This is a genomic window from Streptosporangium sp. NPDC005286 (assembly GCF_040607515.1).
Lineage (GTDB): Bacteria > Actinomycetota > Actinomycetes > Streptosporangiales > Streptosporangiaceae > Streptosporangium.
Map to the genome: position 1 here is coordinate 66268 of NZ_JBEXGU010000009.1, position 13606 is coordinate 79873.

The window sequence follows — 13606 nt, forward strand, 5'->3', positions numbered from 1 at the left end:
GACCCGATATGACTAGTCATCTCCCCGGCTGCTATTGTCATGCCCGCAATGAGCGAACAAGAACGCAGGCCCGAGAGCGATGGCCGCGACTTCGCCAACGCTGCCTGGTCGGTTCCCAGCTACATTCTCTCCGGGATCATCCTGTACGGCGGCGGCGGTTGGTTGCTGAGCCGTTGGACTGGCGTGGCCGTGTTCACACCGATCGGAGTGATCGTCGGTGTCGTTCTCGCCATCTACCTGGTCTACCGGAAATACGGTCGCTGACCTCGCGCGGCGGTCGCTTCGCTGAGGAAGCAGTCTTGATCCACTACCACGTTGAAGGGAACGCCGCGTGAAGGCGCTGACGGTCCTCGCCGCCGACGAGTTCAAGGCCCCGGGGCTTGAGCTGTTCGATCTCCCCCCGATCATTCCCGGCGTCACCTGGTTCACCAAGCCGGTGCTGCTCGCCCTGCTGAGCTCGCTCGTGGTCATAGCCTTCTGCTGGTCGGCCTTCGCCAACCCGAAGCTGGTGCCCCGGGGCATCCAGAACATCGGTGAGTACGGCTACATGTTCGTCCGTGATCAGGTAGCCCGTCCCTTCCTCGGCAAGGACGCCGACCGCTGGATGGGCCTGCTGCTGAGCCTGTTCTTCCTGGTCTGGATCTGGAACCTGATGGGGGTCGTCCCCTTCCTGCAGTTCCCGATCGCCTCGCACATCGCCTTCCCGATCGTGCTGGCGGTAAGCGTCTACGTGCTGAAGATCTACCTGGGCATGAAGCACCAGGGAGGGCTCGGCTACTTCAAGAACATGATGTTCCCCCCGGGCCTGCCCAAGCCGATCTACGTGCTGCTCGCGCCGATCGAGTTCCTCTCCAACATGATCGTGGCGCCGTTCACCCACGCGGTGCGACTCTTCGCCAACATGTTCGCGGGCCACATCATCCTGGCCTTCTTCAGCGCCGTTGGTTTCTGGTTCCTCTTCGAGCAGCTCACGCCGCTCGGCGCCCCGGTCGGTGTCGTCGCCGTCATCATGACGATCGCGATGACCGCGTTCGAGATGTTCATCCAGTTCCTGCAGGCCTTCCTGTTCGCGCTGCTCGCCGCGATGTACATCGGCGGCTCGCTGCACGCCGAGCACTAAGACCCTTCTCCTCCAGTTCAGACCGGTGAGACCCGTTCACCGGCCATCTTGTAAAGGAAACAGCAATGAGCATCCTCGCTGAGGTCACCGGCAACATCGGCTCCATCGGTTACGGGCTCGCCACGCTTGGCCCCGGCATCGGTGTCGGTCTCATCTTCGGTAACGGTCTGCAGGCCATCGCCCGCCAGCCCGAGACCTACGGTCTGATCCGCCAGAACATGCTGCTGGGCTTCGTGCTCGTCGAGGCGCTGGCCCTGATCGGCCTTGTCGCGCCGTTCATCTACTGATCGAAGACACCCTGACGGAAGGCTGCATCGATGACATCCGCAGCTAAGCTCCTGGCGGCCGAGGGCACCACCAGCCCGATCATGCCGCACCTCTACGAGCTGGTCGTCGGCGGTTTCGCGTTCTTCGTCGTCCTCTTCGTCGTCGGTAAGATCCTCACCCCGCGAATCCAGAAGACCCTGGCCGAGCGGACCGATGCGATCGAAGGCGGCATCAAGCGAGCCGAGGACGCCCAGGCCGAGGCCCAGGCGCTGCTCAAGCAGTACAAGGACCAGCTCGCCGAGGCTCGTCACGAGGCTTCCCGCCTCCGTGAGGAAGCTCGCGAGCAGGGTGCGCAGATCAAGGCCGAGCTCCGCGAGGAGGCGCAGGCCGAGGCCCGCCGTCTCGTCGAGGCCGCGCACCTGCAGATCGAGGCCGACCGTCAGCAGGCGTTCGCCCAGCTCCGCGCGGAGCTCGGTCGTCTGTCGATCGATCTGGCCGGCCGTATCGTCGGCGAATCCCTTGAGGACGAGGCGCGCCAGCGCCGCACCGTGGACCGGTTCCTCGAGGAGCTCGAGTCGAGCAGCGCGGCGGTCCGCTGATGAGAGGTCTGAGCAGGGCTTCGCTGGCCGAGGTCGAAGAGCGCTTCAACGCCGTCGCGGGAAGCGCCGACCTCGGCACGCTGGCCGACGAGCTCTTCTCGGTCGCCGACCTGTTCGACCGTGAGCACGGGCTCCGCCGCAACCTCTCCGACCCCGCCCGGCCCGCGGCCCAGAAGGCGCAGGTGGTACGGGTGCTGCTGGAGGGCAAGGTCAGCGATGCCGCGCTGGAGACGGTCGCCGCGGCCGTGTCCGCGCGGTGGGCCCGCTCCGGCGACCTGGCCGACGCCCTTGAGCGTCTCGGTGTCATCGCGGCCTCCGCGGAGGCCGAGGCACAGGGCAGGCTCGACGATGTCGAGGACGAGCTGTTCAGGTTCGGGCGCATCGTCGCCTCGAACCTGGAACTGCACCGGACCCTGACCTCCACGACGGCACCGGAGCAGGCCAAGCGGGAACTGCTGGGCTCCCTGCTCGCCGACAAGGTCGCCCCCACCACTCTCCGCCTGGTCACGCAGCTCGTGGTACACCCGCGAGGACGTAGCCTGGACAGTGGCCTTGAGGAGTTCGGAAAGCTGGTCGCCGCCCAGCGGCAGCGCCTCGTCGCGGTGGTGCGGAGCGCCATCGTGCTCTCAGAGGAGCAGAAGCAGCGTCTCGCCACGTGGCTGCGCACCTCGTACGGCCGCGACGTTCATCTGAACGTCGAGGTGGATCCGCGGGTGCTGGGAGGGTTCTCGGTGCACATCGGGGACGATCTCATCGACACCACCATCGCGGGACGAATCGAAGAAGTCCGCCGCCGGTTGGCCGGCTAGGCGAATAGGGAGACTGAAGAGAGATGGCGGAGCTTACGATCCGGCCGGACGAGATCCGGGACGCACTTGAGCGCTTCGTCCAGGCGTACGAGCCGGAAGGCGCCGCGCGTGAGGAGATCGGGACCGTCGTCGACTGCGGCGACGGTATCGCCCATGTCTCCGGCCTTCCCTCGGCGATGGCGAACGAGCTGCTTGAGTTCGAGGACGGCACGCGTGGCCTGGCACTGAACCTGGACGTCCGGGAGATCGGTGTCGTTGTTCTGGGCGACTTCAGCAAGATCGAGGAGGGCCAGTCGGTCCGCCGGACGGGCGAGGTCCTGTCCGTGCCGGTCGGCGACGGCTTCCTCGGCCGAGTGGTCGACCCGCTGGGCATTCCGCTGGACGGCAAGGGTGCCATCGAGTCCGAGGGTGTTCGTCCCCTCGAGGTTCAGGCGCCTTCCGTCGTGCAGCGCCAGCCGGTGAAGGAGCCCCTCGCCACCGGCATCAAGGCGATCGACGCGATGACCGCGATCGGCCGTGGCCAGCGCCAGCTGATCATCGGTGACCGTGGCACCGGCAAGACCGCGATCGCCGTGGACACCATCCTCAACCAGCGGGAGAACTGGCTCTCCGGCGACCCGGACAAGCAGGTCCGCTGCGTCTACGTCGCGGTCGGCCAGAAGGGTTCCACGATCGCCCAGGTCAAGGCTCGCCTTGAGGAGGCGGGCGCGCTGGAGTACACCACCATCGTGGCCTCTCCGGCGTCCGACCCGGCCGGTTACAAGTACCTCGCCCCCTACACCGGTTCGGCCATCGGCCAGCACTGGATGTACCAGGGCAAGCACGTTCTCATCGTTTTCGACGACCTGACCAAGCAGGCCGACGCCTACCGCGCGGTCTCCCTGCTGCTCCGTCGTCCGCCGGGCCGTGAGGCCTACCCCGGTGACGTCTTCTACCTGCACTCCCGCCTCCTGGAGCGTTGCGCGAAGCTGTCGAAGGAGATGGGTTCCGGCTCGATGACCGGTCTGCCGATCATCGAGACGAAGGGCAACGACGTCTCGGCGTTCATCCCGACCAACGTCATCTCCATCACCGACGGCCAGGTCTTCCTGGAGACGGACCTGTTCAACGCCGGTGTCCGTCCCGCCATCAACGTCGGTGTCTCGGTTTCCCGAGTCGGCGGCTCGGCCCAGACCAAGGCGATGAAGTCGGTCGCCGGCACGCTGCGCCTGTCGCTCTCCCAGTACCGTGACCTGGAGGCCTTCGCCTCCTTCGCCTCCGACCTGGACGCGGCGTCCAAGGCTCAGCTGGAGCGCGGTCAGCGCCTGGTCGAGCTGCTCAAGCAGCCGCAGTACAGCCCCTTCCCGGTCGAGCACGAGGTCGTCTCCATCTGGGCCGGCACCACCGGTGAGCTCGACGAGGTCCCGGTCGAGGACATCCGCCGTTTCGAGGCGGACTTCCTGGACTACATCGGTCGAGAGAAGAAGGGCATCTTCGACAGCATCCGAGAGACCAAGGCCCTGTCCGAGGACACGGTCACCGCTCTCAAGGACGCCGTCACCGCGTTCAAGAAGACCTTCGAGACCTCCGCGGGCGAGCTGCTGGTCAACGAGGAGCCGGTCGAGGCGCTCGGCGCCGAAGAGGTCGGCCAGGAAAAGATCACCAAGCGCGTCCGTACGGCTGAGAAGAAGTAGCCGATGGGTGCCCAGCTAAGACTGCTGCGGCGGCGGATCAAGTCGGTCAAGTCAACGGCGAAGATCACGCGCGCCCAGGAGCTCATCGCTTCATCGCGCATCGTGAAGGCGCAGTTGCGGATGCAGGCGGCGGTGCCGTACGAGCGCGAGATCACTCGCGCCGTGACGGGCGTCGTCAGCAACACCGCCAGCGTCGATCACCCGCTGACCGTGGAGAAGGAGCGGCCGGCCAGGGCCGCCGTGCTCATCGTCACCAGCGACAGCGGCTTCTGCGGCGGCTTCAACGCGAACATCCTGCGTGAGGCCGAGGCCCTCGGCGGTCTGCTGAAGGACAGGGGCATCGAGCCCGTGCCCTTCGTGACCGGCCGCAAGGGTGTCGCCTGGCACAGCTTCCGTGGCCGAGAGATGAGCGGGCAGTGGACGGGGTTCTCCCGTAAGCCCTCCTACTCGGACGCCAAGGAGATCGCCGGCGTGCTGATCGACTCGTTCTCGGCCGAGGACGGGGTGGACGAGATCCACATCGTCTCGACCCAGTTCGTCTCGATGCTGACGCAGGAGGTCGTGATCAAGCGAATCCTGCCGTTGGAGGTCGAGGAGACCGTCGAGCCGGTGGACAGCACGCCGTTGCCGTACTTCGAGTTCGAGCCCAGCGCGGCCGATGTTCTCGACACGCTGCTGCCGCGCTACGTGGAGTCGCGCATCTTCAGCGCGCTGCTCCAGTCGGCGGCCTCGGAAGAGGCGTCGCGTCGCCGGGCGATGAAGTCGGCGACCGACAACGCCAACGAGCTCATCCGAACGTTCACCCAGCAGATGAACCAAGCTCGCCAGGCCGAGATCACCCAGGAAATCAGCGAGATCGTCGGTGGCGCGAGCGCGCTGGCTGACTCCGCAGCGGGGAAAGAGTGAAATGACTGCACAGACTGTTGAGACCGGCGTGGGCCGCGTCGCGCGGGTCACCGGTCCCGTCGTCGACGTGGAGTTCCCCGTCGAGGCGATGCCCGAGATCTACAACGCGCTCACCACCGAGGTCACCCTCGGCGGGGAGACCAGGCTGCTGACCCTGGAGGTCGCCCAGCACCTGGGTGACAACCTGGTACGGGCCATCTCCATGCAGCCCACCGACGGTGTGACCCGTGGCGCGGCGGTGACCGACACCGGCGCGGCCATCTCCGTACCGGTCGGCGACGTCGTCAAGGGCCACGTGTGGAGCACGCTCGGCGAGGCACTGGACGTGCCCACCGCGTCGCTCAAGATCGAGGAGCGCTGGGGCATCCACCGCCCCTCGCCCGCCTTCGACACCCTTGAGTCGCGCACCGAGATGCTGACCACCGGCATCAAGGTCATCGACCTGCTCACCCCGTACGTGCAGGGTGGCAAGATCGGCCTGTTCGGTGGCGCGGGCGTGGGCAAGACCGTTCTGATCCAGGAGATGATCCGCCGGGTCGCCCGCAACTTCGGTGGCACCTCGGTGTTCGCCGGTGTCGGCGAGCGTACCCGTGAGGGCAACGACCTCTGGCTGGAGATGGAGGAGGCGAACGTCCTCAAGGACACCGCGCTCGTCTTCGGCCAGATGGACGAGCCCCCGGGCACCCGTCTGCGCGTCGCGCTCTCCGCGCTGACCATGGCGGAGTACTTCCGTGACGTGCAGAAGCAGGACGTGCTGCTCTTCATCGACAACATCTTCCGGTTCACCCAGGCCGGCTCCGAGGTGTCCACCCTGCTCGGCCGCATGCCGTCCGCGGTGGGTTACCAGCCGACCCTGGCCGACGAGATGGGTGTTCTGCAGGAGCGCATCACCTCGACCCGCGGTCACTCGATCACCTCCATGCAGGCGATCTACGTCCCCGCGGACGACATCACCGACCCGGCCCCGCACAACGCGTTCGCGCACCTCGACGCGCAGACCGTGCTCTCGCGGCCGATCTCGGAGAAGGGCATCTACCCCGCGGTGGACCCGCTCGACTCCACCTCGCGGATCCTCGACCCGCTGATCGTGGGCGAGGAGCACTACCGCGTGGCTCAGGAGACCAAGCGGATCCTGCAGAAGTACAAGGAACTGCAGGACATCATCGCGATCCTCGGTATCGACGAGCTCTCCGAAGAGGACAAGGTCACCGTCAACCGGGCCCGTCGCATCGAGCGCTTCCTGTCCCACCCGATGTACGCCGCCGAGGCGTTCACCGGTCAGCCCGGAGAGAACGTGCCGCTGGACGAGACCATCGCCTCGTTCAAGGGTCTGTGCGCCGGCGACTACGACCACCTGCCCGAGCAGGCGTTCTTCATGGTCGGTGGCATCGACCAGGCCGTGGCCAAGGCCAAGGAACTCGCCCGCTAGTCGCCTTCGGTGCCGGTACGGTCACGCGGTCGTACCGGCACCTGGTTCGATAGGGAACTGGAGAGAAAGTGGCGAAGCTGCGAGTAGGCGTCGTCTCCCCGGAGCGGGAGATCTGGTCCGGCGAGGCCGACATGGTGATTGCCAAGACCGTCGACGGCGAGATCGGTATCATGCCTAAACACGCACCCGTGCTCGGCGTTCTCGTCGAGGGCGGGCTGCTGAAGATCAAGCGAGGTGACGGCGAGGCCGATCTCGTCGCCGCCGTCCACGGAGGATTCCTCTCGGTGGCCGACGACGAGGTGTCGATCCTGGCCGAGATCGCCGAGCTTGGTTCCGAGATCGACATCGCCCGGGCCAGGAGTGCGCTGGAGCGGGCTCAGGCCTCGGTCGAGTCCGGCCAGGAAGACGCGGACGCCGCCGCCGAGGCCAAGCGTGCCAGGGCCCGGCTGCGCGCGGCCGGAGAAGAAGTCGGATAAATTCGGCTTCTTAGCGGTAAGGGCTTGTTGGGGGGCGGGCAGACATGGTGGTGCTGGACGTACTCATCGTGGTGGGGCTGCTCGTCGCCCTCCTGGCGCTCAGGGTGCTCATTCTGACCCGCTTCCGAGGGTCGGTGCTGTGTTGCCTGCGCCCCATGTCGAGGGAGCGGGGGTGGCGGGTCGGAGTGGCCCGCTATGCCGACGGCCACCTCAACTGGATCCCGCTCATAGGTCTGCTTCCAAGGCCGCGCCACGTCATCGTGAGGCGCGGCCTTGTCGTTTCCGGCCGTCGTAAGGTCGGCTCCGGTGAGTTCTTCGGGTTCATCGAGGGGGTGACGGCGCTTGAGTGCCGCAACGGGCAGAGCGCCTTCGAGCTCGCCATGGGATACCGCGCACTGACCGGTTTCGTGGCCTGGCTGGAGTCCGCCCCGCCCAGCGCCCATCTCGACGTCGCCTGATCCTCCGCGCCCTGTCACCGGGCGGCGGGCCCCCTCAGCGGGTGCCGCCGGGCTTCCAGAGGATCTCGTCGCCGCCTGCGGCCACCCGGCAGAGGATGAACATCAGGTCGCTCAGCCGGTTGAGGTACTTCGCGGTCAGCGGGTTGACGTCGTCGTGGGCCTCCAGCGCCGACCAGACGGTCCGCTCGGCCCGCCGGACCACGGTCCTGGCGACGTGCAGCCAGGACACGGCCGGGGTGCCGCCGGGCAGGATGAAGCTGCGCAGCGGCTTGAGGCGCTCGTTGAACTCGTCACAGCGCGCCTCAAGCCATTCGATGTAGGAGGGCTCGACCCGCAGCGGCGGGAACTCGGGGTTCTCCGTGATCGGGGTGCAGAGGTCGGCCCCGACGTCGAACAGCTCGTTCTGGATCCGGGTGAGAACGGCGGTGACGTCCGCCTCCAGGGAACCCGTGGCCAGTGCCACGCCGATCGCCGCGTTGGCCTCCTCGACGTCCGCGTAGGCGGCCAGGCGCGGGTCGGTCTTGCGGGTACGGCTCATGTCGCCGAGCGCGGTCGTGCCGTCGTCCCCGGTACGGGTGTAGATCTTGGAGAGCACCACCGGGTTGTCTCTGTCAGCTCGCGTCATGCCGTCCAGCTTATCGGGGGCGAAAATTGCCCCCGATTCACCTGATAGTCGACAATATGATTTGTTAATGGTTTCTGGTTTCTACCTGCGATTCCCACACCTCTCCCATGAGACACTGACGTTCGTCGCGGACGACGACGTCTGGGTGGCTCCGGTGGATGGCGGCCGGGCGTGGCGCCTCTCCGCCGACCGGGCTCCAGCGAGCCATCCCCGCCTCTCACCTGACGGCGCCAAGGTCGCCTGGACCAGCGTTCGCGACGGTGCCCCCGAGATCTACCTGGCGGATCTGGACTCCGGATCCGCCGAGCGGCTGACCTACTGGGGGAGCGCGCGGACCCGCGCGCGCGGCTGGACACCGGAGGGAGAGGTCCTCGCGATCAGCGCGACCGGCCAGCCGTTCCTCTGGCAGACCTGGGCCTACACGCTTGGCGACGGAGTCGAGCGGCTGCCGTACGGTCCGGTCAACGACCTCTCGGTCACGGAAGACGCGGTGGCACTTCTCACCGCGGCGCTCGCCCGCGATCCGGCGACCTGGAAACGCTACCGGGGCGGTACGGCGGGCCGGTTGTGGGTGCGGCGGGGAGAGGGGGACTTCACCCGGATCCTGACCGATCTGAACGGCCAGCTGGCCGATCCGATGCTCGTCGGGGGACGGCTCGCCTTCCTCTCCGACCACGAGGGCGTCGGCAACCTCTACTCCTGCGAGCTGGACGGCACCGGCCTGCGCCGCCACACCGACCACGAGGCCTTCTACGCCAGGCACGCCACCACCGACGGGAGGCGGATCGTCTACCAGAACGCCGGTGACCTCTACCTCCTGGACGATCTTGACGCCGAGGCCCGCAAGCTCGACGTCACGCTCGGCTCCCCGCTGCGGGGGCGGCAGCCCTACCAGATCAACGCGGGCAGGCGGCTGCACGACCTGGCCGTGGACGCCACCGGGCGGGCCAGCGTGGTGGAGGTCCAGGGGACGGTGCACTGGGTGACCCATCGGGACGGCCCGGCACGGCAGCTCAGCACCGGCCTGTCGGCGGGGCGGCCCCGCCTTCTCGGCGACGACCGGGTGGTGTGGGTCTTTGACGACGGCGAGACCCAGGGACTGGAGATCGTCCCCGCAGGGGGCGGAGAGAGCCGCAGGATCGCCGCGGGCAAGCTGGGCGAGGTCGCGGACCTGGCCGTCGCACCCGACGGGAACGTGATCGCGGTGAGCGCCAGGGACGGGCGGCTGCTCCTGGTGGACGTGGCCTCCGGCGAGGTGGTGGAGCTGGCGAGGGCCGCCGGTGAGATCCAGGGCCTCGCCTGGTCGCCCGACTCCGGCTGGCTGGCCTGGTCACACCCGGACAGCGAGCATCTGCGCAGGATCAGGCTGGCCAGGGTGGCCGACCGGGCGGTGACCGATGTCACCGATGGCAGGTTCGCGGACATCTCGCCCGCGTTCGCCGGGGACCACCTGGCGTTCCTGTCGCGGCGTGGCTTCGACCCGATCTATGACGCGCACTCCTTCGACATGTCCTTCCCGCTCGGCTACCGGCCCTATCTGGTGCCGCTGGCCGCCTCCACGCCGTCCCCGTTCGCGCCCAGCTCCGCGGGGCGGCCCGTCGCCGACTCCGGTGACGACGACAAGCGGGACGAGGCCGCGATCACCGTGGATCTGGACGGCATCTCCGCCAGGGTCGTGCGGGTGCCGGTCCCCGAGGGACGGTATTCGAACCTGCGGGCGGTCAAGGGCGGGTTCGTCTGGCTGCGCGAGCCGCTGGCGGGGGAACTCGGTGAGGACCGGGACGAGGTGGGGAGTGAGGCGCCCCGGGCGGCGCTGGACCGTTACGACCTGGACAAGCGCAAGTGGGATGAGGTGGTCGACAAGCTCGACTGGTACCGGGTGAGCGGTGACGGCACGCAGCTCGTCGTCAGTGACAAGGGCACGCTCACGGTCCGGCCGGCCAGTGGCAAGCCGGGCGCCAAGAACGGCGACGAGACGACCATCGACCTGTCCAGGATCCGGATCACCGGAGATCCTCAGGCCCTGCGCCGGCACGCCTACGCCCAGGCGGGCCGCCGGGTGCGCGCCGACTTCTGGGTCGAGGACATGGCCGACGTCGAATGGGAGGCCGTGCTGGGGGAGTACCGGCCGCTGGTGGACCGCGTCGCCACCGCCGACGACTTCGCCGACCTGCTCTGGGAGGTCGTGGGGGAGCTGGGCAGCTCGCACGCCTATGTCGACGGGGCGGCCTGGGGTTACCCGGCCTCGGAGCCGGTCGGCCTGCTCGGTGCCGATCTCTCCAGGGAAGCCGACGGCCGCTGGCAGGTGGACACGGTGTTGCCCGCCGAGTCCTCCGACGTGCATGCCCGCTCGCCGCTGGCCGGGCCCGGGGCGGCGGTCCTGGAGGGGGAGACGCTGCTCGCGGTCGACGGCCGCCCGGTGCCACCGGAGGGTCCCGCCCGGCTGCTGGTCGGCGCCGCGGACAAGCCGGTCGAGCTGACTCTGGGCGGTGGCCGGAGGGTGGTCGTCACGCCGCTCGGCGACGACAGGCGCCTGCGTTACCAGCACTGGGTGGCCGGGCGCCGGGCGCGGGTCAGGGAGCTCGGCGGCGGCCGCCTCGGCTACCTGCACATCCCGGACATGGTCGCCGAGGGCTGGGCGCAGTTCCACCGCGACCTGCGCAGGGAGATGACCTTCGAGGGGCTGGTGGTGGACGTACGGAACAATCGAGGTGGCCACACCTCCGAGCTGGTCATCGAGAGGCTGATCCGCCGGGTCATCGGCTGGGACCTGCCCAGGGGCATGACGCCGATCACCTATCCCGAGGACGCGCCGCGCGGCCCGCTGGTCGCGATCGCCAACCAGAACGCCGGATCCGACGGCGACATCGTCACCGCGGCCTTCAAGATCTACAAGCTCGGGCCGGTGGTGGGCACCCGCACCTGGGGTGGCGTCATCGGCATCGAGGGCAGCCACCGGCTGGTCGACGGGTCGCACATCACCGTACCCAGGTACTCCTTCTGGTTCGAGGGGCTCGGCTGGGGTGTGGAGAACTACGGCGTCGATCCGGACGTCGAGATCGACATCAGCCCTGACGACTGGGCGGCGGGCAGGGATCCGCAGATCGAGGAGGCGGTACGGCTCGCGCTGGCCGCGCTGGACGAGCGCCCGGCGACGACCCCGCCCGACGCCTCCACCCGGCCGTCCCGTCGCCGCCCCGCGCTGCCGCCCCGCCCGTAGTTGACATTTGTCATCCAAAAGATCTTAAAGATCATATTTTTCCGGTGATATTGGCGACTACCTGCTCAAACGCGGGAAGACGACGATTGTCGCCATGAGAACACCACAGGTGACGGATCCGCCCGGCGCCGCGACCGCCGGCCTCGACAACGTGATCGAGGTCGGCGGGCTCCGGCAGGCGTACGGCGACTTCGAGGCGGTGCGCGGCGTCTCCTTCAGCGTTCCGAGGGGCGAGCTGTTCGCCCTGCTCGGCACGAACGGCGCGGGCAAGACCACCACCGTGGAGGTCCTGGAGGGGTTCAGAGCCGCGACCGGCGGTACCGTCCGAGTGCTTGGACTCGACCCGGTCGGCCAGCGCCGCCAACTGCGGCCCCGGGTGGGGATCATGCTGCAGGAGGGAGGGTTCATCGGTGACCTCACGGTTGCCGAGACCGTCGGCCTGTGGAAGGGGCTGAGCGAGGACGCGGGTCGGCCGGTCACCCTCTCAGGCACCACAGAGCCGCCGGCGGGCTCCGGCCTGCTGGGGCGCTTTTGGGGCGTGGACCGGCAGACCATGGGCGCGCTGGAGTTGGCCGGGCTGGAGAGGAAGGCCAGGACGAAGGTCCGGCAGCTCTCCGGCGGCCAGCGGCGCAGGCTCGACCTCGCGCTGGCGGTGATCTCCCGGCCGGAGGTGCTCTTCCTGGACGAGCCGACCACCGGGATGGACCCCGAGGCGCGCCGCGCCACCTGGAAGGTGATCGAGGACCTGCGGGTGGGGGGCACCACGGTGCTGCTCACCACCCACTACCTGGAGGAGGCCGAGCGTCTCGCCGACAGGCTGGCCATCATGCACGAGGGCCTGATCCACCTGCACGGCACCGTCGAGGAGGTGGTGGCCGGGGCCGGTGACCGGGTCTCCTTCCGCCTTCCCGGCATCGCCTGGAGCTTCGACGATCTCCCTCGGCTGGACGGCGCGGCCCCCGTGCTCACCTACGGCGGCGCCACGGAGGTCGCCTACACCCTGACCGTCGGGCGGCCAGAGACCCGCGCGCACGAGGCGGTCCGGCACCTCCTGGCCTGGGCCGACGTACGGGGCGAGAGCCTGGAACGGCTGGCCGTACGGCGCGGAACCCTGGAAGACGCCTTCATGCGAGTCGCCGGAGAGGTCAAGTAGTCATGAGGATCGACGTTCTGCACGCGGTACGGCTCGCCAGGCTCGACCTGACCCTGATCGGCAGGAACACCACGGTCCTGTTCAACGTACTGTTGCTGCCGTTCCTGATGGCCTGGGCGTTCACCCAGACCGTCGGTGACGCGGAGATCGACGGTGTGGCCGGAAGGCTGTTCGTGCTGACCGGGGTGCCGGGGTTGATGCTGGCCTTCGCGGTCTTCGTCAACCTGGTGAACTCCTTCACCGCCCGGCGTGAGGAACTGGTGCTCAAAAGGCTGCGCGCCGGCCAGCCGTCCGGTCTGGCGATCCTCGGTGGCAGTGCTCTCGGGGCGCTGGTGCTCTATCTCGGCCAGGTGCTGCTGCTGGCCCTCTGGATCCAGCGGTCCGAGGGCGTCACGGTGGCCAACGTGCCGCTGCTCGTGACCGCCGTGGTCCTGGGGGTCCTGCTGTTCGGCCTGCTGGGCGCCGCCTTCTCGGGGATCACGCCCAACGCCGAGGTCGCCCAGGTCACGGTGCTTCCGGTGCTCCTGATCGTGCTCGTCGGCGCCCCGATCGCCTTTCCCTCCGACGCGCTGCCCGGCACGCTGGGCACCGTCTCCGCCCTGCTCCCGGCGACCCCGGTCGTGGAGATCGTACGCACCGCCTTCCTGGGCGGGGACCACGTCTCCGGCGGTGGGGAGGCGTTGAGCACGGCTGGGCAGTGGGCGGCCGCACTGCCCTCACTGGCGATGCTGCTGGCCTGGATCGCGGTGGCGGGGCTGCTGGCCCGGTGGCTGTTCCGCTGGGAGCCCCGGCGCGGATAACGTTGATTACGAAATGTCATCCGAAACTAATCGGAAAGGGATGAGGCGTCTCGGACGCCTCATCCCCTTCG

14 protein-coding genes are annotated in these 13606 nt (G+C 68.4%); 13 read left to right on the forward strand and 1 reads right to left on the reverse strand.

What is annotated here, in order from left to right; genetic code table 11:
* Positions 1 to 48: 48 nt before the first annotated feature.
* The 10 genes from ABZU75_RS05745 (at position 49) to ABZU75_RS05790 (ending at position 7737) form a co-directional block, all read left to right on the forward strand.
* Complete coding sequence (locus ABZU75_RS05745) at positions 49 to 264, forward strand: AtpZ/AtpI family protein (RefSeq protein WP_343975662.1); 216 nt, start codon at positions 49 to 51, stop codon at positions 262 to 264.
* 67 nt (positions 265 to 331) lie between these two features.
* Positions 332 to 1120, forward strand: a complete 789-nt coding sequence (atpB, locus tag ABZU75_RS05750) for a F0F1 ATP synthase subunit A (protein WP_350924687.1) — start codon at positions 332 to 334, stop codon at positions 1118 to 1120.
* A 65-nt stretch (positions 1121 to 1185) separates the two neighbouring features.
* Positions 1186 to 1407, forward strand: a complete 222-nt coding sequence (gene atpE, locus ABZU75_RS05755) for an ATP synthase F0 subunit C (RefSeq protein ID WP_343975656.1) — start codon at positions 1186 to 1188, stop codon at positions 1405 to 1407.
* Between the two features lie 30 nt (positions 1408 to 1437).
* A complete protein-coding gene (locus ABZU75_RS05760) occupies positions 1438 to 1986 on the forward strand; it encodes a F0F1 ATP synthase subunit B (RefSeq protein WP_355549902.1) in 549 nt (182 codons plus the stop codon).
* Positions 1986 to 2795, forward strand: coding sequence for a F0F1 ATP synthase subunit delta (locus ABZU75_RS05765; RefSeq protein ID WP_355549904.1), 810 nt, complete (start codon positions 1986 to 1988; stop codon positions 2793 to 2795). Before ABZU75_RS05760 ends, ABZU75_RS05765 begins: the two co-directional genes overlap by 1 nt.
* A gap of 23 nt (positions 2796 to 2818) precedes the next feature.
* Positions 2819 to 4468, forward strand: coding sequence for a F0F1 ATP synthase subunit alpha (atpA, locus tag ABZU75_RS05770; protein WP_355549906.1), 1650 nt, complete (start codon positions 2819 to 2821; stop codon positions 4466 to 4468).
* Between the two features lie 3 nt (positions 4469 to 4471).
* Positions 4472 to 5374, forward strand: coding sequence for a F0F1 ATP synthase subunit gamma (locus ABZU75_RS05775; RefSeq protein WP_350924696.1), 903 nt, complete (start codon positions 4472 to 4474; stop codon positions 5372 to 5374).
* Position 5375: 1 nt separating this feature from the next.
* Complete coding sequence (atpD, locus tag ABZU75_RS05780; RefSeq protein ID WP_350924698.1) at positions 5376 to 6803, forward strand: F0F1 ATP synthase subunit beta; 1428 nt, start codon at positions 5376 to 5378, stop codon at positions 6801 to 6803.
* A 68-nt stretch (positions 6804 to 6871) separates the two neighbouring features.
* Complete coding sequence (locus ABZU75_RS05785) at positions 6872 to 7279, forward strand: F0F1 ATP synthase subunit epsilon (protein WP_343975638.1); 408 nt, start codon at positions 6872 to 6874, stop codon at positions 7277 to 7279.
* Between the two features lie 44 nt (positions 7280 to 7323).
* Positions 7324 to 7737 carry a DUF2550 domain-containing protein gene (locus ABZU75_RS05790; protein ID WP_350924702.1) on the forward strand — a complete coding sequence of 138 codons (414 nt, stop codon included), beginning with the start codon at positions 7324 to 7326 and terminating at the stop codon, positions 7735 to 7737.
* A 34-nt stretch (positions 7738 to 7771) separates the two neighbouring features.
* On the opposite strand, the gene ABZU75_RS05795 is transcribed toward ABZU75_RS05790, so the two are convergent.
* Complete coding sequence (locus ABZU75_RS05795; RefSeq protein ID WP_350924704.1) at positions 7772 to 8362, reverse strand: cob(I)yrinic acid a,c-diamide adenosyltransferase; 591 nt, start codon at positions 8360 to 8362, stop codon at positions 7772 to 7774.
* 67 nt (positions 8363 to 8429) lie between these two features.
* Between ABZU75_RS05795 and ABZU75_RS05800 the strand changes: the two genes are divergently transcribed.
* The 3 genes from ABZU75_RS05800 to ABZU75_RS05810 all read left to right on the forward strand — a co-directional run bounded on the left by ABZU75_RS05800 (position 8430) and on the right by ABZU75_RS05810 (position 13535).
* Positions 8430 to 11582: a S41 family peptidase gene (locus tag ABZU75_RS05800; protein WP_355549910.1), complete on the forward strand. Its 3153-nt coding sequence runs from the start codon at positions 8430 to 8432 to the stop codon at positions 11580 to 11582.
* Positions 11583 to 11676: 94 nt separating this feature from the next.
* Positions 11677 to 12735: an ABC transporter ATP-binding protein gene (locus ABZU75_RS05805; RefSeq protein WP_355549912.1), complete on the forward strand. Its 1059-nt coding sequence runs from the start codon at positions 11677 to 11679 to the stop codon at positions 12733 to 12735.
* A gap of 2 nt (positions 12736 to 12737) precedes the next feature.
* The gene (locus tag ABZU75_RS05810; protein WP_343975623.1) at positions 12738 to 13535 is read left to right on the forward strand and encodes an ABC transporter permease; all 798 of its coding nucleotides are present in this window, start codon (positions 12738 to 12740) and stop codon (positions 13533 to 13535) included.
* Positions 13536 to 13606: the final 71 nt, after the last annotated feature.